Here is a 19,297-nt window from a genome sequence, read left to right as displayed (position 1 = left end):
CACGAACAGGAGCACGTGTGAGCGGACCGCCGCCTCCTGTCGCGCTGGTGCGCACCGCGGTACGCCGCGCGCTGCGGGACCTGCCCGCCGGCAGTCTGGTGCTCGTGGCCTGCAGCGGCGGCCCTGACTCGCTGGCGCTCGCGGGAGCCACCGCCTTCGTCGCCCCCCGCCTCGGCCTGCGCGCTGGCGGGGTCACCGTCGACCACGGACTCCAGGAAGGCTCAGCGGAACGCGCCGACACTGTGGCAGCGCTCCTCCGTAACCTCGGCTTCGACCCCGTGGAACGGGTCTCGGTGACCGTCGGCACGGCGGGGGGACCGGAAGCCGCGGCCCGCAGCGCCCGGTACGCGGCCCTGGAGAAAACCGCCGACGTCCACCAGGCAGCCGCGGTGCTGCTGGGGCACACCCGCGACGACCAGGCCGAGACCGTGCTCTTGCGGCTCGCCCGCGGATCCGGGGCGCGTTCACTGGCGGCCATGGCCACCCGCACCGGCCGCTATCTGCGCCCGTTCCTGGACGTGGACCGGCGCACCGTCCACGAAGCGGCGTCGCTCATGGGTTTCGAACCCTGGTCCGACCCGCATAACACCGACCCCGCCTACACCCGCTCCCGGGTCCGCCACGAGGCCCTGCCCGTATTGGAACGCGTCCTGGGGCCGGGGATCACCGAAGCCCTCGCGCGGACCGCCACCCTGCTGCGCGACGACGCCGATGCCCTTGATGCGTGGGCCGACCAGGCCCAGCAGCAGGTGGGACGGGGGCCGACCGCCTTGGACGCCGCCGGACTGGCGGGCCTGCCGCGCGCGATCCGCACCCGCCTGCTGCGCCGCATCGCCCTAGCCGCGGGATGCCCCGCGGGCGCCCTCACCGCGGAGCACGTCTTCGCGTTGGACCGGCTCGTCACCGAGTGGCGGGGGCAGAGCCACGTCGACCTTCCCGGAGCCCGGCGGGGCCGAAGACACGACGGGCAGATCATCGTCTCCGCTGACTGAGCGGCCGCCGGCAGGGAGAGTTGTGCACGGTACGGTGCGACGGAGTACTGTCCGAATCGGTACGCTCCTCCTGTCCGGAGGGGGACGAAAATGCCGACGTTTGGTCCGTTTATCCTTGAATCCAGCAAGAACTCCCCGTCTGAGCAGCGAGGACCTGAAGCGTGGACGCGAAGGACATGGGCTCCGCCCTGGACAAAATCCTGGTCACCGAGGAACAGATCAGGACCCGCACCCGGGAGTTGGCAGCCGAAATCGACGCCGACTACGCAGGAAAGGACTTGCTGCTCGTCGGTGTCCTCAAGGGCGCGGTCATGGTGATGGCCGACCTGGCCCGCGAACTTCACCACCCCTGTGAGATGGACTGGATGGCGGTCTCCTCCTACGGGGCGGGGACCACCTCCTCCGGTGTCGTCCGCATCCTCAAAGACCTGGACACCGACATCCAGGGGCGCAATGTGCTGATCGTCGAAGACGTCATCGACTCCGGGCTCACCCTGTCCTGGCTGGTCGGCAACCTCAAATCGCGACACCCGGCGTCGGTGGAGATCTGCACCATGGTGCGCAAGCCGATGGCGTTCAACGTCGACCTGGACGTCAAATACGTCGGCTTCGACCTGCCCAACGAGTTCATCGTCGGATACGGCCTGGACTACGCCGAGAAGTACCGCAACCTGCCGTTCATCGCGACTCTCGCCCCGCACGTGTACGACGACTGATTCGCGGCTGAGAGGCAGGTCTCGTTCCGGAAGCGACCCGGGGCGGGAACAACGGAGGCGCCGTTGAGCGTTGCGTCCATGACGGGACAACTCCGGCGCGCTGCCGCATCACCTGAGTGATCCGGCAGGGGCTGGGTGTACCGTCGATTATCCCGGCATCATTGTAGGGAGCACATGTCCGACAGGTCCCGCTTCCGGCGGTCGGCATGAGGTGCCGTGTCGCGCGGCACGGTCCGGTACGACAGCGGATCGTCGCCCCGGACCGCCGACGCAACCGACACCTCTGGCGGTATTCGGAGGGACCGCTGTTAGAAGGGACGGGCCCGGCGGGGTTCCGTATCGATGAATCTGAAGCGTTTGTACCGTGGACCGTGGCTGTGGTTCATTGCCATCCTGCTCATGCTCCTGGTGACCTCCCAGTTCATGGGATGGGGCAGTGGACCCGAACACGTCAAGACCGACACGTCGAAGGTCTTCACCCTGATCGAGCAGGACCAGGTCAGGGATGCCAAGATCATTGACAAGGACCAGCGCATCGAGCTGACCACCGTTGACGGCAAGCTGTATGAGGCTTACTGGGTGGACGGCCAGGGCGCTGAGCTGGCCGAAGCTCTCCGCGCCAACCAGGGCGGCAACCTGGAGGCGTACGACGTCGAGGTTCCCGGCGACAACATCTGGCTATCCCTGCTCTTCAGCTTCCTGCCGCTCCTGCTGGTCATCGCCGTCTTCTTCTTCATCATGAACCAGATGCAAGGCGGCGGCTCCCGGGTCATGAACTTCGGCAAGTCTCGGGCAAAGCTGATCTCCAAAGACACTCCCAAGACCACCTTCGCTGACGTGGCGGGAGCAGACGAGGCGATCGAAGAGCTCAAGGAGATCAAGGACTTCCTGCAGAACCCGGGGAAGTTCCAGAGCCTGGGCGCCAAGATCCCCAAAGGTGTGCTCCTGTATGGTCCGCCCGGTACCGGTAAGACCCTGCTGGCCCGGGCTGTCGCAGGCGAAGCGGGAGTGCCGTTCTACTCCATCTCCGGTTCGGACTTCGTCGAAATGTTCGTCGGTGTGGGCGCCTCCCGGGTCCGCGACCTGTTCGAGCAGGCCAAGGCCAACGCCCCCGCGATCATCTTCATCGACGAGATCGACGCGGTTGGCCGCCACCGCGGCGCCGGCATGGGCGGCGGCCACGACGAACGCGAGCAGACCCTCAACCAGTTGCTCGTGGAAATGGACGGCTTCGACTCCCGGGGCGGGGTCATCCTGATCGCCGCGACGAACCGTCCGGACATCCTCGACCCGGCGCTGCTGCGCCCCGGCCGTTTCGACCGGCAGATTGTCGTGGACCGTCCCGACCTGGAGGGCCGCAAAGGCATTCTCCGGGTGCACGCCCAAGGCAAGCCGCTCGGCCCCGACGTCGACCTCGACGTCATCGCCCGGCGCACCCCCGGGTTCACCGGTGCCGACCTGGCCAACGTGATCAACGAGGGGGCCCTGCTGACGGCCCGCCGCGGCAAGCAGCAGATCGACATGGCCACCTTGGAGGAGGCCATCGACCGCGTCATCGCGGGGCCGGAGCGCAAGAGCCGCGTCATGTCCGAGGCGGAGAAGAAGATCATCGCCTACCACGAGGGCGGGCACGCCCTGGTGGGCCACGCTCTGCCGAACGCCGACCCGGTGCACAAGGTCACCATCCTGCCGCGCGGCCGTGCCCTCGGCTACACCATGTCGCTGCCGACCGAGGACAAATTCCTCACCTCGCGTTCCGAGATGATGGACCAGTTGGCCATGATGCTGGGTGGACGTGCCGCCGAGGAGCTGGTCTTCCACGAGCCCACCACCGGCGCGGCCAACGACATCGAGAAGGCCACCAACCTGGCCCGCAGCATGGTCACCGAGTACGGCATGAGTGAACGGCTCGGTGCCCGCAAGTTCGGCAACAGCAACACCGAACCGTTCCTGGGCCGGGAGATGGCGCACAGCCGCGAATACTCCGAGGAGATCGCGGCCCTCATCGACGAGGAAGTGCGCCGCCTTATCGAAGCCGCCCACGACGAAGCGTGGGAGATCCTCGTCGAATACCGGGACGTCCTCGACGAGCTGGTGCTCCAGCTGCTGGACAAGGAGACCCTGTCCAAGGAGGAGGTCCTGGAGATCTTCGCCCCGGTGCGTAAACGCCCGTCCCGCGGCTCCTACAAGGGGTACGGCAAGCGGATCCCCTCAGACAAGCCGCCGGTCCTCACCCCCAAGGAGCTCGCCCTGATGGGCCCCAAGGACGTGGAAGACCTCGTCGGGGGCAGCAACGGACAGGCGAACACCGCCGGCGAACTGAGCTGGGAACAGAAGCACGACCGCAAGGCCGGTCCGGGAGACGCCAATCCTGGAGCAGACCGTGACTGAGTACGAATACCGGGTTGGTGATACCGACGCGGGTCTCGCCCCCGCGGGGATCGACCAGCCGCGGATCGAGAAAGCGGTGCGGGAAATCCTGCTGGCTATCGGCGAGGACCCGGATCGGGACGGTCTCGTGGAGACCCCGGCCCGGGTCGCACGGGCCTTCGCGGAGCAGTTCGCTGGGCTCAGCCAGCGCCCCGAGGACGTGCTGACCACGGTGTTCGAGGCCAACCACGAAGAGATGGTGCTGGTCAAGGACATCGAGTTGTACTCCACGTGCGAGCACCACCTTGTCCCCTTCTACGGGGCTGCGCACGTGGGGTACATCCCCAACACGGACGGCCGGATCACCGGACTGTCCAAACTGGCCCGTCTCGTCGACATCTACGCCCGCCGCCCCCAAGTGCAGGAGCGGTTGACGTCGCAGGTCGCAGACGCGTTGATGGAGCGGTTGGAGCCGCGCGGCGTCATCGTGGTCGTCGAAGCCGAGCACCTGTGCATGACCATGCGCGGTGTGCGGAAACCGGGGGCGAAAACCGTGACGTCCGCGGTGCGCGGCGCGTTCCGGGAGAGCTACAAGACCCGCGCCGAGGCGATGGACCTCATCCTGGGACGCCGGTGAGCTCCGCTGTTTCCTTGAGGGAAACTTGACCCGCGCCCCGGGCACGACCGGGGAGATACCGGGGAGAAGGCCAGAAAACCTGGACGCTGGCGGGAAATCTGTAGGCTGACGACTATGGCGACGACAAAGGAACTTCCCGGTCTTCCGGTCGAAGAACGCTGCCTGGTGATGGGGGTCGTCAACGTCACCCCTGACTCGTTCTCCGACGGTGGCCGATGGTTCGACGCTGGTCGGGCGATCGAGCACGGTCTGCGGATGGTCGGGGAGGGCGCGGACATCGTCGATGTGGGCGGCGAGTCCACACAGCCCGGTGCGCAGCGGGTCCCCGCGGACGAGGAGCTGCGCCGGGTGCTGCCGGTGGTCACCGAACTGGCCCGGCAGGGAGTCGTCGTCAGCGTTGACACCATGCGCGCGGAGGTCGCCGCGGCGGCCGTGGACGCGGGCGCGGTGCTCGTCAACGACGTCAGCGGGGGGATGGCGGACCCGGCGATGGCCCGCCTCGTAGCGTCCACCGGTGTCTCCTATGTATTGATGCACTGGCGTGGGCATAGTCATGACATGCAGAAACGCGCCGTGTACACCGACGTCGTGCAAGAGGTCTACGACGAGCTGGAGCAGCGCATGACGGCCGTGGTTGATGAGGGGGTCGACCCGGGCCAGATCATCATCGACCCTGGGCTGGGGTTCGCGAAAAGCCCGGAGAAGGGGCACAACTGGGCGCTGTTGGCGCACCTGGACCGCTTCGCCCAGCTGGGCCGCCCGATCCTCATCGGCGGATCCCGCAAACGCTTCTTAGGGCGGCTGCTCAGCGACGCGGACGGCAACCCGCGCAGTTTCACGGAGTGCGACGACGCCACGGTCGCCGTGACCGCGTTGGCTGCGTTCCACGGCGCCTGGGCGGTCCGCGTCCACGAGGTGCGCCCCAACGCGGACGCGGTGCGCGTCGCCCAAGCGTGGCGGAGCGGCGGGACCGCCCTCATCGACGGGCGCGCCGAGATCCCCCGGGTGCGGGGCGGCCAGTGAGGTCCCGGCAAGAGATCGAGGAGCGGGTGGCCGCGGTCAACGCTGACTTCTACCAGGCCATCGAAACCGGCGACATCGATCTCATGGACCGCGTGTGGGCTGAAGAAGGGCAGGCTCCCGACCTTGTCTGCGTCAACCCGGGCTGGCCGATGCTGCGGGGACGCGCCGAGATCATGCGGGCCTGGTCGCTGGTCATGGCAAACATCCCGTACATCCAGTACGTGCTCACCGGAACCCACGTGGGAGTCAGCGGCACGATCGCCATGGTCACCTGCGAGGAGAACGTGCTGACCGCTGAGGACGACGAGCCCGGGTTCGTTGCGGGCGGCCGGGTGGTGGCTACCAACCTGTTCGTGGAGACCGAGCAGGGCTGGCGGATGTGGTCGCACCACGCTTCGCCAGTGATCCTCCAAGAGGACCTCGAGGGCGCATGACTGAGACGTTCGAACCGTTGGATCGGATCGCGATACGCGGGCTCCGGGCCCGGGGCCGGCACGGGGTGTTCGACTTCGAACGGCACGAGGGGCAGGAGTTCGTCGTGGACGTGGTCTTGGGTGTGGACACGCGTCCGGCCGCGCGGACTGACAGCCTCACGGACACGGTCGACTACGGCGAACTGAGCAGCCGCCTGGTCGACGTGATTGAGGGCGAGCCCGTGAACCTGATCGAGACGCTTGCCCAGCGGCTCGCCGACGTGTGCCTGACCGACCCCCGGGTGGTGGCGGTCGACGTCACGGTGCACAAGCCTGAAGCGCCGATCCAACACCGGTTCGACGACGTGTCCGTCACCATTTCCCGGAGGCGCGGGTGAGTACCGACTGGAGCAAGGCCAGCCGCGTGGTGCTGGCGTTGGGCAGCAACCTGGGGGACCGCCTGGCCGCGCTGCAGGGCGCGCTCGATGCGCTCGCTGACCCCGATGCGCTGCGACTGCTGGCCGTGTCCCCGGTCTACGAGACGGCTCCAGTGGGCGGCCCGGAACAGGACGACTACCTCAACGCGGTAGCGGTGGCGGAAACCGTGCTCGCCCCGGAGGCGCTGCTGGCCCGCGCCCAGCAGGTGGAAAAAGAGTTCCACCGGGTCCGCGACGTGCGCTGGGGGCCGCGCACCTTGGACGTGGACATCATCGACTATGCGGCGCTGGTCCGCACCGACCCGGAGTTGACCTTGCCGCACCCCCGCGCTCATGAGCGCGCTTTCGTGCTGCGCCCGTGGGCCGACATCGACCCTGCCGCTGTCCTTCCTGGGCGGGGAGCCGTCCGCGACCTGCTCGCGGGGGTAGCCGACCAGGAAGTGCGGCGACGCGACGACCTGGTATTGCGGGTGCCACGGTGAGTTCCCCGAGCGACAACGGCCGCAACGGCCGGATACGTCCTACCGGCTGGCGGATGCCGCTGGCGGTTGCCGCGGTCACCGGGACCATCGTGTTTCTGGTGGTGCGGGAAACCTACTCCAGCCTGGTGCTGCTGCCGTGGACGGCGATTCCTACGCTGGCGCTGCTGGCGCTCGGGGAGTTGATCACAGCGGTTCAGGTGCGCCGCCGGATCCGCGGGGAACCAGGGACGGAGCCTATCGAGCCGCTCAGCGCGGCGCGGCTGCTGGCGTTCGCGAAAGCCAGTGTGCTGCTCGGTGCGCTCGCCTGCGGGGGGTTCACCGGGTTTGCTGTGGCGCTGCTGGAGTGGCTGCACAGTCCGCACGCCCGAGCGGACGCCCTTATTGCGGGCGGTACCGCCTTGTCGGGACTGCTGCTGGTGCTTGCCGCGGTGTTTTTGGAGTACGCCTGCCGCGTGCCACCGGACAGCAATGAAAACAACCAGGTCAGTGGGTAGCAGAGCTCTTCCACGACCGGTTTGACCGACAGACGGTGAGTAATTTATCGCTCAGTGCAGGGGTTGGCCCGTTCGGGGGTGGTTGACTGGAATGGTGGACTTCGCCGAATCATCCAAGATGCCGCGATTGGCGGCCCCCGTGCTGCCGAAGGAGCCGGGGTCTCCCCTGGAGCGGGCGTTCGCCGCACCCGTGGGATCCGAGTGGCACCGGTTGGATCCGGCGTTCACCCGGTACCGCAGGATTCTCGCGGCGCTGCTCGCCGTCCCGGTCGCTGCCCTGGGTGGTACTGCCGTAGGCATGTGGCTGCACTGGGCGGTGGGGGCGGCCGTGGCCGCCCTAGTCCTGCTCGCCATGGTGGTTTCCTGGGCCACCGCGGAACGGACCAGGTTATCGTGGGGGTACGCCGAGGGGGACAGCGACTTCTATCTGACGTTCGGCACGGTGATCCGGCAGTTGCTGGTCATCCCGTACGGCCGGATCCAGGTAGTGGACATCACCGCCAACCTGCTGGAGCAGGCTCTGGGGATCGCGACGGTCCAGGTGCGGACGGCCGCGAGCACCGCTGACATGCGCATCCCCGGGTTGCGGTTGGTGGATGCCGCCGCGCTGCGGGACCGGCTGGCTGAACGCGGTGAGACCTTCCCTACGGGGCTGTGAGTCGTGACTGATCCACGACACGACCCGAAGGCACAGCGGCCACAGGAGAGCACAGCAGACCAGGACCACAAATACCGTGCCTGGGACCAGGACACCCACCTGGGGGACGAGGGCGACCTGCCGGTTCCCGAGCCGCTTCCGGAGGTCGACCCGGCTGGTGAGGACAGCGTCGACACCGAAGAGCCGCTGCCGGAACCGGAACCACTGGATCCGCCCCAGGAGGCGAGCGGCGAGTCCACCGATGCGGGGAGCAGCGTTTCCGAAGACCGGTTGTCCCCCGTGGACGCGCCTCCGCTGCGCGAGGTGACCGCGCCCAACGAGTACGACGAAGACGAGGACCAGACCGCCGGGCCGATCGCGGCGTGGACGTTCTCCGAGCTTCGCGATGCCGCGGGACGGATTTCCTGGCGTTCCCCGGAAGAGGGGCCTGCCAGCCCGGCTCAGCGGCCGCAACAGCCCGACGCCGGCGAGGATGCGGCGGCGTCCGACCGGGAGCAGGCGACGCCTGACCCGCCCCCGCCGCCCAGCCCGCCTCCAGCCCCGCCGCAGCGGGGACGCACCCCGCTGTGGGGGACGCCCGCGGTCCGCCAGGCACAGGCGCCGTCCGCAACCGCTGCCAGTCCCGGCAGCCACCATCCTCCGGCCGCCTCCCCGCAGCCGGGAGCCGAGCAGCGGGCCGAACCGCCCCGCCACCCGGGGGCGCCGCGTTTCGCGCCCGCCCACGCGCCCGCGTTCCCAGCGACGTCGATCACCCAGGGACGTCCGTACGTTCCCCCGGTGTCGCCTCCCGGACCGTTCTGGGCGCCGGGGCACCGGACACCGCCCCCGCCTGCGGGGGCGTACCCTCCCCACCCTGGTCCGGCGCAGCACCCCGGCCCGTGGGGGAGGCCGCCTGCCTCCGCGCCGTGGAGCGGCCCCCACAGCCCTGTACCGCCGCCGCAGGGGGCGCCGGTGTTCGCCCCGCCGTCTTTCGGTCCGGGGTGGACATGGCCGCAGCCTAAGCTCAGCATGCCCACCGGGGCAACGGAGGACATCACGGCCGGCTCCCACCGGCTGCACGGGGCCACGGTCGTCCTCAACGCCGCGATCGTCACGCTCGTGTTCCTGGCGCTTCCCGGACCGCTGCTGCTTCCGCTGGGGATCGGCTGGCTCCTGCTGGCGCTGCTGGTGGTGGCGTTGGGGTCGCTCATGGTGTCCGTGGTGTCCTGGTACTACACCCGTTTCGAAGTGCACGAGGAGCGTCTCATCCTGCGCACCGGCCCGTTCCGGCAGCGCGTCCGGGAAGTCCCGTTGAGCCGCCTCCAGGCCGTAGACGTGGTCCGCCCCCTGTTCATGCAGGTCGTCGGGCTTTCTGAGCTGCGGGTCGAGGTTGCGGGGGGAGACCACGGCGAAGTCCGGCTGCGCTATCTCGGCCGGCGGAAGGCGGAACGGTTGCGCGCGGCCCTCTTGGCGGCCGCGGCCGGGCTGTCAGAGCACCTCCCGGAAGCCCCGGAGATGCCGCTGTACCAGCTCCGGTTCTCACTGCTCATCGGCGCGCTCACGTTCCGCATCCCGGTTTTGGTGGCTTTCGCCCTGTTCGGGGCGCTGATTGCGGTGGGGTGGGCGTTCGACGAGCCGGGCGTGCTGGGTGGGGCGGTGCCGCTCCTGCTCGGGCTGGTCCACGGTTTCGTGGGGCCGCTGCTGCGCTACATCGACTTCTACGCTTCGCTCTCCCCGGACGGGCTGCGCGTGCGCTACGGGGTGTTCCAGGCGCGGATGCAGACGGTGCCGCCGGGGCGGGTGCAGGCAGTGCGTATCGTCGAGCCGCTGCTGTGGCGGTGGCTGCAGGTGGTGCGGGTCGAGGCGAACATCGCCGGGTACGCAGGGCAGCGGCAGGTCGACTCGACGACGCTGCTGCCGGTGGTGCCTCGAGCGCTCGCCTACGAGCTGCTGCGCGGTTTCCTGCCCGGGAATGGGTTGGACACGGTCCGGTTCCGCCCAGGGGCGCGGGAAGGCAGCTCCGAGGAGCTGGGCATGGACGACGCGCTGTTCGTGGTCCGACGCGGCAGGTTCTGCCGGATCGTGGAGGTCGTGCCGTATGCGCGGATCCAGGCGGTGCGGCTGCGGATGGGGCCGTTGGAGCAGCGGCGCGGTACCGCTGTCGTCGAAGTGGAGGTCCCGGCCGGTCCGGTGAGTGGTCGTGCCCCGGAGCTTGAGCTGGCGGAGGCGCGGGAAACACTGGACCGGATTACGGCACTGGCGCGGCAGGCCCGTGCCCAGACCGGAGGGCCCGAGCGGTGGGCCATTCGAGGGGAACCGGTCTGAAGTTTGCTGCCCGCGTGCGGCGGGGCACGCCCCGGAAAGCCCGACAGGGACGGGGATTTCGCATCAGGAGCCCAGTAACCGCCCCACCAGCGGAAAGTGATCTATGGCACACAAACGGGGTGGTGGTGTGGAGTTTTTCGGTACCAAATCACGACATGTCAGCCACAAACAGTCACTGAATGGATTCGCTTAGTTATTCACATTCGCGAAATGGGCCACAAAGCGGCGGAAGATGTGGCTAGATGGAGCCCGAACACACCAAGTGTTCGCCACAACACCCATCGTCAATGGGTCGGGCCCCCCTATTCCCCCGACCCTCTGGAGGGAAGAAACGTGCTGAAGAAGATCCTCGCCGTCGCCGCTGTCACCGCCGCCACGACCCTGAGCCTGACGGGCACCGCCCTCGCCCACTCCGGAGACGACATCATCACCTCCGGAAAGGGATCGATCCTCGGCGGCAACCAGCTCGTCGTCGACGCCAACGTGCCGGTCAACGTCTGCGGCAACGCGATCGCCATCCTCGGCTTCGCCAACGCGGGCTGCTGGTACTCCGGCGCCGCCGTCCTCAACTAACACCCGCACCCCTAGCTTGCGGTGACATGGGGCCCGCACAGCCCCATCGGCGTCAGGACAATCCTGGTGGTATCCGCTGAACGGCCGACGCCGACCTTCCGGTCGGTGTCGGCCGTTGTCGTGGTTCCGGAGGCCCGCCCCCACGTGTCACCGGGACGCAACCGGCAAGTAACCTAGAGCGTGTCTGACGGACCGTTCCGGAGTCGAGGCCACAGCCACCGTTTCGGAGACCACCTCGCGAACACACCCAGCCGTCGACAAGTCCGGTACCCGAGTGGACTGGAACGAATGCCATGAACACGGCGCATGACACACGGCAGCGCCCCGCACGGCTCGCCGTCGGGGTCATCGGCCCGGGCCGGGTCGGGTCAGCACTCGGTGCGGCACTCGAACGCGCCGGACACCGCGTCGTCGCGGCCGCAGCGATCTCCGAGGCGTCACGGCAGCGGGTCGCCGCCCGCCTGCCCCACGCCCGGATCCTCGAACCCGCCGACGTCATCGCGGAAAGCGACCTGGTCCTGCTGACCGTCCCCGATGACGCCCTCGCTCCGCTCACCAACGGACTCGCTGCCACCGGTGTCACCGTCACGGGAAAACTCGTCGCGCACGCTAGTGGCGCACACGGCTACAGCGTGCTCGCCCCCCTCACCCAGGCCGGGGCACTCCCGCTCGCCCTCCACCCGGTCATGACCTTCACCGGCCGGGACGAAGACCTCACCCGGTTGGCCAACTGCTCTTTCGGAGTCACCACACCCGAATCGCTCCGCCCCATCGCCGAGGCCCTCGTCATGGAAATGGGGGCCGAACCCGTGTGGATCGCCGAAGAATACCGGGCGCTCTACCACGCGGCCCTCGCCCACGGTGCGAACCACCTTGTCACCCTCGTCACCGAAAGCGCGTCCCTCCTCGCCCAAGCCGGGGTCGACCACCCCGGCCGCATGCTCGCCCCACTCCTCGGCGCAGCCCTGGACAACGCGCTACGCCTCGGCATCGACGGCCTCAGTGGGCCGGTGATGCGTGGAGACGCCGACACCGTCGCCACGCATCTCGCCCAACTACGCGAACACGCACCGGAGAGCGTCGCGAGCTACCTCGCGCTGGCCCGCCTCACCGCGGACCGCGCGCTCGCGGCGGGTCTGCTCAGACCGCAGGACGCCGAACGGCTCCTCGACGTCCTCACCTGACACGCCCAACTTCCCGAGCAACGGAGACCAGCCGTGACTCAATCGACCGCCTCCGCACACAAAACCCCGGTCGTGACCCGTACCGCCGAAGAAATCCAGGCCCTGCGCCCGCAGCTGGGGCGTCTTGCTCTGGTCCCCACCATGGGAGCCCTCCACACGGGGCACCGCAGCCTCATCGCCCAAGCCCGCGAACACGCCGAATCCGTAGCCGTCAGCATCTTCGTCAACCCGCTGCAGTTCGGACCCAACGAAGACTACGACCGCTACCCCCGCACCTTCGACCACGACCTGCGCGTCTGCGCTGAAGAAGGAGTGGACGTGGTCTTCGCGCCCACCGTGGACGTCATGTACCCGGACGCGGACGGCGACAGCCTGGGACAGATCGTCACCGTCGACCCCGGAAGCATGGGCCGAGTCCTGGAAGGAGAATTCCGCCCCGGCTTCTTCCACGGCGTGCTCACCGTCGTCAACAAACTGTTCAACCTCATCCGCCCGGATGTGGCGGTCTTCGGCCAAAAAGACGCCCAACAGCTGGCCGTGGTGCGCCGCATGGTCCGCGACCTGTGCCTGCCCGTCACCATCGTGGCTGCACCGACCGTGCGCGACCCCGACGGTCTGGCCACCTCCAGCCGCAACGTCTACCTGAGCGCTGAAGAGCGCGCCAGCGCGCTCGCCCTGTCCAAAGCCCTGTTCGCCGGGGCAGACGCCGCCTCCTCCGGCCCCGCCGCAGTGCTTGCCGCCGCCCGCGCCATCCTCAGCGAAGCAGCCCGCGCCACACCCCCGGTCAGCGTCGACTATCTGGCCCTCGTCGACCCCACCACCTTCACCGAAGTGGGCGACGACTACCGGGGCGACGCAGTGCTAGCGGTAGCCGCGTGGGTGGGGGAGACCAGGCTGATTGATAACGTTCCGCTGACCCTGTAACCACCCTCAACAACCGCGCAAGGGAGCTTCGTTGTGAACGCGAGCCCTGCCCCGATACCGCTGCGGCTGACCGCACCAGAGCCCGGCTGGACCGCACACACCGATGTGGTCATCGTCGGATCAGGGATCGCAGGGCTCAGCACCGCACTGCGCTACATCGAGCGGACCCCCACAGGCAGGGTCGTGCTCGTCACCAAGGACCTCATCGCCAACGGCTCCACCCGGTGGGCACAAGGCGGGATCGCTGCCGCCGTCGACCCCGGCGACAACCCGTGGGCCCACCTGGTGGACACCATCGAAGCCGGGGCAGGGCTGTGCGACCCAGACGCGGTCCGCATCCTCGTTGACGAAGGCCCCGCAGCCCTGCACTGGCTGATCGACCAGGGAACCGTCTTCGACCGCACCGACACCGGGGACCTCGCCCTCACCAGGGAAGGCGGCCACCGCGCGCACCGCATCGCACACGCCGGTGGGGACGCTACCGGCGCGGAGATCGAACGCGCCCTCGTCGAAGCGGTCCGCGCCTGCGACCGCATTGAACTCATCGAACACGCTTTCGTCCCCGACCTGCTCGTCGGCGTCGACACCCAGGGGCAGCGCCGGGTCGCCGGGGTCACCGTGCACGTCATGGGCGAGGGCGAACGCGACGGCGTGGGCGCAATCCACGCCACAGCCGTTGTGCTCGCCACCGGAGGCATGGGACAGGTGTTCGCCGCCACCACCAACCCGGAAGTGTCCACCGGAGACGGTCTCGCGTTGGCGCTGCGCGCCGGAGCACGCGTCCAAGACCTCGAATTCGTGCAATTCCACCCCACCGTGCTGTGGCTGGGCGCCCACGCCCGCGGCCGCCAGCCCCTCGTCTCCGAAGCGGTCCGCGGCGAAGGCGCGTTCCTCGTCGACGTGCACGGCCGCCGCTTCATGCGCGGCGTCCACGAGCTCGCGGACCTCGCCCCCCGCGACGTCGTCGCCCGCGAAATCGCCCGGGCCATGGCCGAAACCGGCGCCGACCATGTCTACCTGGACGCCCGCCACTTCGGCGCCGACAAGTGGGAACGCCGCTTCCCCACCATCCTCGCCTCGTGCCGCACCCACGGCATCGACCCGGTCACCGACCTCATCCCCGTCGCCCCGGCCGCGCACTACGCGTCCGGCGGCATCCGCGTCGACCACGACGGGCGCACCGACCTCGCCGGACTGTACGCGGTCGGCGAGACCGCCCGAACCGGCGTGCACGGAGCCAACCGGCTCGCCTCCAACTCCCTGCTCGAAGGAGTGGTCTTCGCCGACCGGATCGCCGCCGCCCTCGCCGACGAGCAGCCTCCCGCGTTGACCGGTCCGGTCCTGCCCGCCGGAGGCGGCCCCAGCGGGCTCGCGGACCCGGAGATCCTCCCCGAACTGCGGGAAGCCATGTCCCGCTACGTCGGAGTGCGCCGCGACGCGGCAGGGCTTGCCAAAGCCACCGCGGTACTGGAAGAGCTCACCGCCCGCGCTACCGCCACCAACCCCGCGCCGGGCGTGCCCGCCTGGCAGGCCACCAACCTGCTCACCGTCGCCTGGGCCCTGGTGCGGGCAGCGGAACGCCGCCAGGAAACCCGCGGCTCCCACTGGCGGGCCGACTACGAGCAGCCGTCGGCTCAGGCACGCTCCCGGACCTTCATCCTCGACCCGTCGGGAATCAGGGAGGACACGTCGATGCGCCCCTACACGCTGCCGGAGGAACTCGTCGAGGAGCTCAACCGGATCACCGTGCCCGAAGCTGCGCTGCGCGGAGCCGCACCGGAGAAAACCCGGCCCGCCGTGGCATGGCACGAAGAGCTCATCCGCACCGCGCTCGCCGAGGACTGCTCCGGACACCAGGTCGACGTCACCACGGTCGCCACGATTCCTCCCGCACAGATCCGCACCGCCGACGTAGTCGCCCGCCGGGACGGGGTGGTCGCCGGGCTGCCCCTCGCGGAACTCGTCTTCCGCCTCGTATGCGAAGGCGTTGTCGAAGTGATCCGGCACGCTCGCGACGGCGACTCCGTCAAACGCGGCGACATTCTCATGACGGTCACTGCGCGCACCCGCGACCTGCTCACCGCGGAACGGACCGCCCTGAACTTCCTCACCCACCTGTCGGGGATCGCTACCGCCACCCGCGCCTGGGTGGACGCGGTAGCCGGCACTAAAGCCGCGATTCGGGACAGCCGCAAAACCCACCCGGGCCTGCGCGTCCTGGAAAAATACGCGGTTCGCTGCGGCGGCGGGGTCAACCACCGCTTCGGGCTCGCGGATGCCGCTTTGATCAAGGACAACCACATCGCCGCGGCCGGGGGAGTAGCCGAAGCAGTGCGAGCAGTCCGGGAGCGTTTCCCCGACATCCCGCTGGAGGTGGAAGTCGACCGGATCGACCAGATCGAACCGGCGCTGGCCGCGGGCGCGGAAGAGATCCTGCTCGACAACTTCACCGTGCCCGAACTGCGGGAAGCAGTCGCTCTGGTCGCGGGCCGCGCCCGCTTGGAGGCCAGCGGCGGGCTCACCCTCGATCGGGCAGCGGATGTGGCGGCCACCGGAGTGGACTATCTTGCGGTTGGCGCGCTCACCCACTCCAGTCCCGCACTGGACATCGCGCTCGATCTCCGTGAGAACTTCTGACCGACAGCGACCCCCTTTTGGTAGGCCCCCATGCTGCTCACGATCGACGTCGGCAACTCCGACACTGTCTTCGGTCTATTCGAGGGCGAGGATCTGCTGGAACACTGGAGAGTCTCGTCTAAGGGGCGGCGGACCGCCGACGAATGGGCCGTGGTCGTCCAGAACCTGCTGCACTTCGACTCGCTGATCCACGGCGACATCGACGGGATCGCCATGTGCTGCACCGTGCCGATGGTGCAGAACGAGATGCGCCAGATGTTCCGCCGCCACTACGGGGACGTGCCCGCCGTCATCGTCGAACCCGGGGTCAAAACGGGCGTACCGATCCGCATGGACAACCCCAAGGAGGTCGGCAGCGACCGTATCGTCAACGCGCTGGCCGCGGCGCGGCTGTACGGCGGTCCCGCCGTGGTCGTGGACTTCGGCACCGCCACCACCTTCGACGCGGTGAGCGCCCGAGGGGAATACGTTGGCGGAGCCATCGCCCCGGGGATCGACATCTCGGTGGAGGCGCTGTCCAAACGGGGTGCGCAGTTGCACATGGTGGAGATCATCAAACCGCGCTCGGTGATCGCGAAGAACACCACTGAAGCGCTGCGCTCCGGCATCGTCTACGGGTTCGCGGGCCAAGTCGACGGCATCGTGGACCGCATGGCCCAGGAGCTCACCGACGACGTGGACGACGTCACCGTTGTCGCCACCGGTGGCCTGGCGCCTCTGGTGGTGGACGAATGTGAGACGGTGGACGTGCACGAGCCGTGGCTGACGCTCATCGGCTTGCGCATGATCTTCGAACGGAACACGTGAGCAGAAGATCAGGAGACCCTGCGCCAGGAGCAAACCCCTGGTAGCAGACGCACGAGCGGCGCTGCAGGACGGCTGTCCCCCCGCCCAGCGCCGCCAGCACGGCGGTGGCATGCACCGCGTGCGGCGCTGTGTCTTTCCCGTTCAACCGAGGGTGCACGCTGTTGACGCGTAGATTGCTGTGCTCCCCTGACCGATAGGATCGACTGCGTGAGTGAAGTACTGGATGATCTGCCGGAACAGATGCGGGTTCGCCGCGAGAAGCTGGACCGACTGCGTCGGGAGGGTGTCGACCCCTACCCGGTGACCTTCCCGCGCACGACGACGATCGCAGAGGTCCGGGCGAAACACGGCGATCTCGCTCCGGACGTCTACACCGGGGAACGCGTGGCCCTGACCGGGCGGGTCATGCTGTATCGGACCGGCGGCAAACTCTGCTTCGCCACGATCCGGGACGCGTCCGGGGACATCCAGGTCATGCTCTCCCTGGACAGGGTGGGCGCCGAGCGTTTGGCGGCGTGGAAGAGCGACGTCGACCTGGGCGACCACATCGGTGTCGAAGGGGAAGTGATCACTTCTCGGCGAGGCGAGTTGTCGATCCTCGCGGACACCTGGACGCTGACCTCCAAGTGCCTGCGCCCGCTGCCGGACAAGCACAAGGGGCTGACCGACCCTGAGGCACGGGTGCGCCAGCGCTACGTGGACCTTATCGTCAACCCCGAGTCGCGGGAGATGGTGATGCGCCGCGCCCGCACGGTGCGTGCGCTGCGCGACGGGCTGCACAACCGCGGCTACATCGAGGTTGAGACGCCGATGCTGCAGCAGGTGCACGGCGGGGCGACGGCACGCCCCTTCGTCACCCACATCAACGCCTACGACCTCGACCTCTACCTGCGCATCGCCCCCGAACTGTACTTGAAGCGGATGGTGGTCGGCGGGGTTGAGAAGGTCTTCGAAATCAACCGGAACTTCCGGAACGAGGGCGCGGACTCCACGCACAACCCCGAGTTCACGATGCTGGAGTTCTACCAGGCCTACGCGGACTACAACGTGATGGCCGACATCACCCGCGAACTCATCCAGGAAGCCGCCGTCGCAGTGTTCGGCAGCACGGTGGTCCAGCGGGGCGACACAGAGGTCGACTTGGGCGGCGAGTGGCCGCAGATCACCTTGTACGGCGCGGTCTCTGAAGCGCTGGGCGAAGAAGTCACTCCGCGGACCCCGGTGGAGACGCTGCGGAAGCTGGCGGATGCGCGCGGTGTCGAATGGAACCCGGAGTGGGGTCCGGGCAAGCTCGTCGAGCACCTTTTCGAGGAGTTGGTCCAAGACAGCCTGGTGCAGCCGACTTTTGTCCGGGACTACCCGCTTGAAACCAGCCCGCTGACCCGCCAGCACCGTGAAGACCCGCTGCTCACCGAGAAGTGGGATCTCATCGGATTCGGTATGGAGTTGGGCACCGGATATTCCGAGTTGATTGATCCGGTGGAGCAGCGCCGCCGCTTGACTGAGCAGTCTCTGCTGGCTGCCGGGGGCGATCCCGAGGCAATGCAGTTGGACGAGGATTTTCTGCGCGCCTTGGAGTACGCCATGCCGCCTACCGGCGGTGTCGGTGTGGGCGTCGACCGGCTGTTGATGGCCTTTACCGGAAAGAACATTCGCGAGACGATCCTGTTCCCATTGGTCCGACAGGAACAGAGATAAGTAAGTCCTGTCGAGGGCACACTCATACGCGTCTCTTACGCGTGAGTGTGCCCTTCCTTTTCGGTCAGGAGACGTCGAAAACTCCTCGAAGGGCTGTCCAGAATTCCTGCTACGGAATGCGGACTAGCCTTTAGTGTCGAGCTCCCCCATGACCAGGGCAAACACTGTTTATGCAGGTCAAAGTCTGTCATGGGGTTCTTTCTCTAGCTTTTGTCACCGTGGGTTTTTGAAATATTACCGTTAGTGTTCGAATAACTCTTGACGGTATGTCGCTATACGCTTAGCGTTTTGCGAGGAGCGGAGAATCCGCGCGCGTTTGCCGCAGAGGACCACAGCAGATAGCGAGGGGGCGAGGCGGTTATCACCGTTTCGAGCACTGTCTGGTGAGCACATACCCGCGCGAGGTCTGTCCGTCCCAGGCCACCGCGTGTGAGTGCGTGAAAGTCCGACCACCGAAGCCCAGCCATTCCCCAATCCCACGGGGCCTATGGGGGCAATGTGGCGCAGAGTTTCGAGAAAAGCACCAAAAGTGCGAACCAAAAGATCCCGTATCTCATCTGAATGTGTGTCTTCGCGGTGATGGAGTCGTTGTTCCGCACTCACCGGACGGATGAGGAGGACGGAGTGGAACAGGCCACACTCGTACGTCAGACAACCGCTAAAGAAGAACTGAACGGACCGGTCCTGCGCGACTGCTGCCTGGTGCCCGCCCAAGGGCGTGAACGCGACTCGAACGAGGAGTACGCCCGGGCCGTGGGCCTCAACGAAGACGAGCTGCGCATGCTGGCCGAAATCGCCACCGGCGTCACCACCGACGTGGTGGCGCGTCGCCTGGACCTCAGCGCGCGCACCCTGCGCCGCCGCCTCCGCTCGATCTGCGACCGTCTTGGCGTCAACACCCCCATCGAAGCGGTCGTCTGGGCCGCCCGCCGGCACCTGATCTAGCCC

General features: G+C 68.0%; 18 protein-coding genes. All 18 read left to right on the top strand.

Annotated features, from left to right (window positions below):
• Window positions 1-17 precede the first annotated feature (17 nt).
• On the top strand, window positions 18-992 hold the full coding sequence (gene tilS / locus TFU_RS14430; RefSeq protein ID WP_011293320.1) for a tRNA lysidine(34) synthetase TilS: 975 nt from the start codon (window positions 18-20) through the stop codon (window positions 990-992).
• Between the two features lie 161 nt (window positions 993-1,153).
• On the top strand, window positions 1,154-1,708 hold the full coding sequence (gene hpt, locus TFU_RS14425; RefSeq protein WP_011293319.1) for a hypoxanthine phosphoribosyltransferase: 555 nt from the start codon (window positions 1,154-1,156) through the stop codon (window positions 1,706-1,708).
• Between the two features lie 342 nt (window positions 1,709-2,050).
• Window positions 2,051-4,099 (top strand): ATP-dependent zinc metalloprotease FtsH, encoded by a 2,049-nt coding sequence (gene ftsH / locus TFU_RS14420; RefSeq protein WP_011293318.1) that lies wholly within the window; start codon window positions 2,051-2,053, stop codon window positions 4,097-4,099.
• Window positions 4,092-4,715 (top strand): GTP cyclohydrolase I FolE, encoded by a 624-nt coding sequence (gene folE, locus TFU_RS14415; protein WP_011293317.1) that lies wholly within the window; start codon window positions 4,092-4,094, stop codon window positions 4,713-4,715. The genes ftsH and folE overlap by 8 nt, the downstream gene beginning before the upstream one ends.
• Before the next feature lie 168 nt (window positions 4,716-4,883).
• Window positions 4,884-5,738, top strand: coding sequence for a dihydropteroate synthase (gene folP, locus TFU_RS14410; RefSeq protein ID WP_038044188.1), 855 nt, complete (start codon window positions 4,884-4,886; stop codon window positions 5,736-5,738).
• Window positions 5,735-6,172: a nuclear transport factor 2 family protein gene (locus TFU_RS14405; protein ID WP_011293315.1), complete on the top strand. Its 438-nt coding sequence runs from the start codon at window positions 5,735-5,737 to the stop codon at window positions 6,170-6,172. The genes folP and TFU_RS14405 overlap by 4 nt, the downstream gene beginning before the upstream one ends.
• Window positions 6,169-6,549, top strand: a complete 381-nt coding sequence (gene folB, locus TFU_RS14400) for a dihydroneopterin aldolase (RefSeq protein WP_011293314.1) — start codon at window positions 6,169-6,171, stop codon at window positions 6,547-6,549. Before TFU_RS14405 ends, folB begins: the two co-directional genes overlap by 4 nt.
• Window positions 6,546-7,070, top strand: a complete 525-nt coding sequence (folK, locus tag TFU_RS14395) for a 2-amino-4-hydroxy-6-hydroxymethyldihydropteridine diphosphokinase (RefSeq protein WP_011293313.1) — start codon at window positions 6,546-6,548, stop codon at window positions 7,068-7,070. The genes folB and folK overlap by 4 nt, the downstream gene beginning before the upstream one ends.
• Before the next feature lie 53 nt (window positions 7,071-7,123).
• Window positions 7,124-7,564, top strand: a complete 441-nt coding sequence (locus TFU_RS14390) for a DUF3180 domain-containing protein (RefSeq protein WP_049754991.1) — start codon at window positions 7,124-7,126, stop codon at window positions 7,562-7,564.
• A gap of 91 nt (window positions 7,565-7,655) precedes the next feature.
• On the top strand, window positions 7,656-8,222 hold the full coding sequence (locus TFU_RS14385) for a PH domain-containing protein (RefSeq protein WP_011293311.1): 567 nt from the start codon (window positions 7,656-7,658) through the stop codon (window positions 8,220-8,222).
• Between the two features lie 3 nt (window positions 8,223-8,225).
• Window positions 8,226-10,526, top strand: a complete 2,301-nt coding sequence (locus TFU_RS14380; RefSeq protein ID WP_011293310.1) for a PH domain-containing protein — start codon at window positions 8,226-8,228, stop codon at window positions 10,524-10,526.
• Window positions 10,527-10,859: 333 nt separating this feature from the next.
• Window positions 10,860-11,099 (top strand): chaplin family protein, encoded by a 240-nt coding sequence (locus TFU_RS14375; RefSeq protein ID WP_011293309.1) that lies wholly within the window; start codon window positions 10,860-10,862, stop codon window positions 11,097-11,099.
• Between the two features lie 293 nt (window positions 11,100-11,392).
• On the top strand, window positions 11,393-12,283 hold the full coding sequence (locus tag TFU_RS14370) for a Rossmann-like and DUF2520 domain-containing protein (RefSeq protein ID WP_011293308.1): 891 nt from the start codon (window positions 11,393-11,395) through the stop codon (window positions 12,281-12,283).
• Window positions 12,284-12,316: 33 nt separating this feature from the next.
• Window positions 12,317-13,207 (top strand): pantoate--beta-alanine ligase, encoded by an 891-nt coding sequence (panC, locus tag TFU_RS14365; RefSeq protein ID WP_011293307.1) that lies wholly within the window; start codon window positions 12,317-12,319, stop codon window positions 13,205-13,207.
• A gap of 33 nt (window positions 13,208-13,240) precedes the next feature.
• A complete protein-coding gene (locus tag TFU_RS14360) occupies window positions 13,241-15,844 on the top strand; it encodes an L-aspartate oxidase (protein WP_011293306.1) in 2,604 nt (867 codons plus the stop codon).
• 30 nt (window positions 15,845-15,874) lie between these two features.
• On the top strand, window positions 15,875-16,651 hold the full coding sequence (locus tag TFU_RS14355; RefSeq protein ID WP_011293305.1) for a type III pantothenate kinase: 777 nt from the start codon (window positions 15,875-15,877) through the stop codon (window positions 16,649-16,651).
• 207 nt (window positions 16,652-16,858) lie between these two features.
• Window positions 16,859-18,349 carry a bifunctional lysylphosphatidylglycerol synthetase/lysine--tRNA ligase LysX gene (gene lysX / locus TFU_RS14350; RefSeq protein WP_011293304.1) on the top strand — a complete coding sequence of 497 codons (1,491 nt, stop codon included), beginning with the start codon at window positions 16,859-16,861 and terminating at the stop codon, window positions 18,347-18,349.
• 699 nt (window positions 18,350-19,048) lie between these two features.
• Window positions 19,049-19,294: a LuxR C-terminal-related transcriptional regulator gene (locus TFU_RS16365; RefSeq protein WP_370492685.1), complete on the top strand. Its 246-nt coding sequence runs from the start codon at window positions 19,049-19,051 to the stop codon at window positions 19,292-19,294.
• The last annotated feature ends 3 nt before the right edge of the window (window positions 19,295-19,297 follow it).

Source organism: Thermobifida fusca YX, from assembly GCF_000012405.1.
Taxonomy (GTDB): Bacteria; Actinomycetota; Actinomycetes; order Streptosporangiales; family Streptosporangiaceae; genus Thermobifida; species Thermobifida fusca.
The sequence above is the reverse complement of the archived record's forward strand: the minus strand, read 5'-3'. Positions and strand labels throughout refer to the sequence as shown.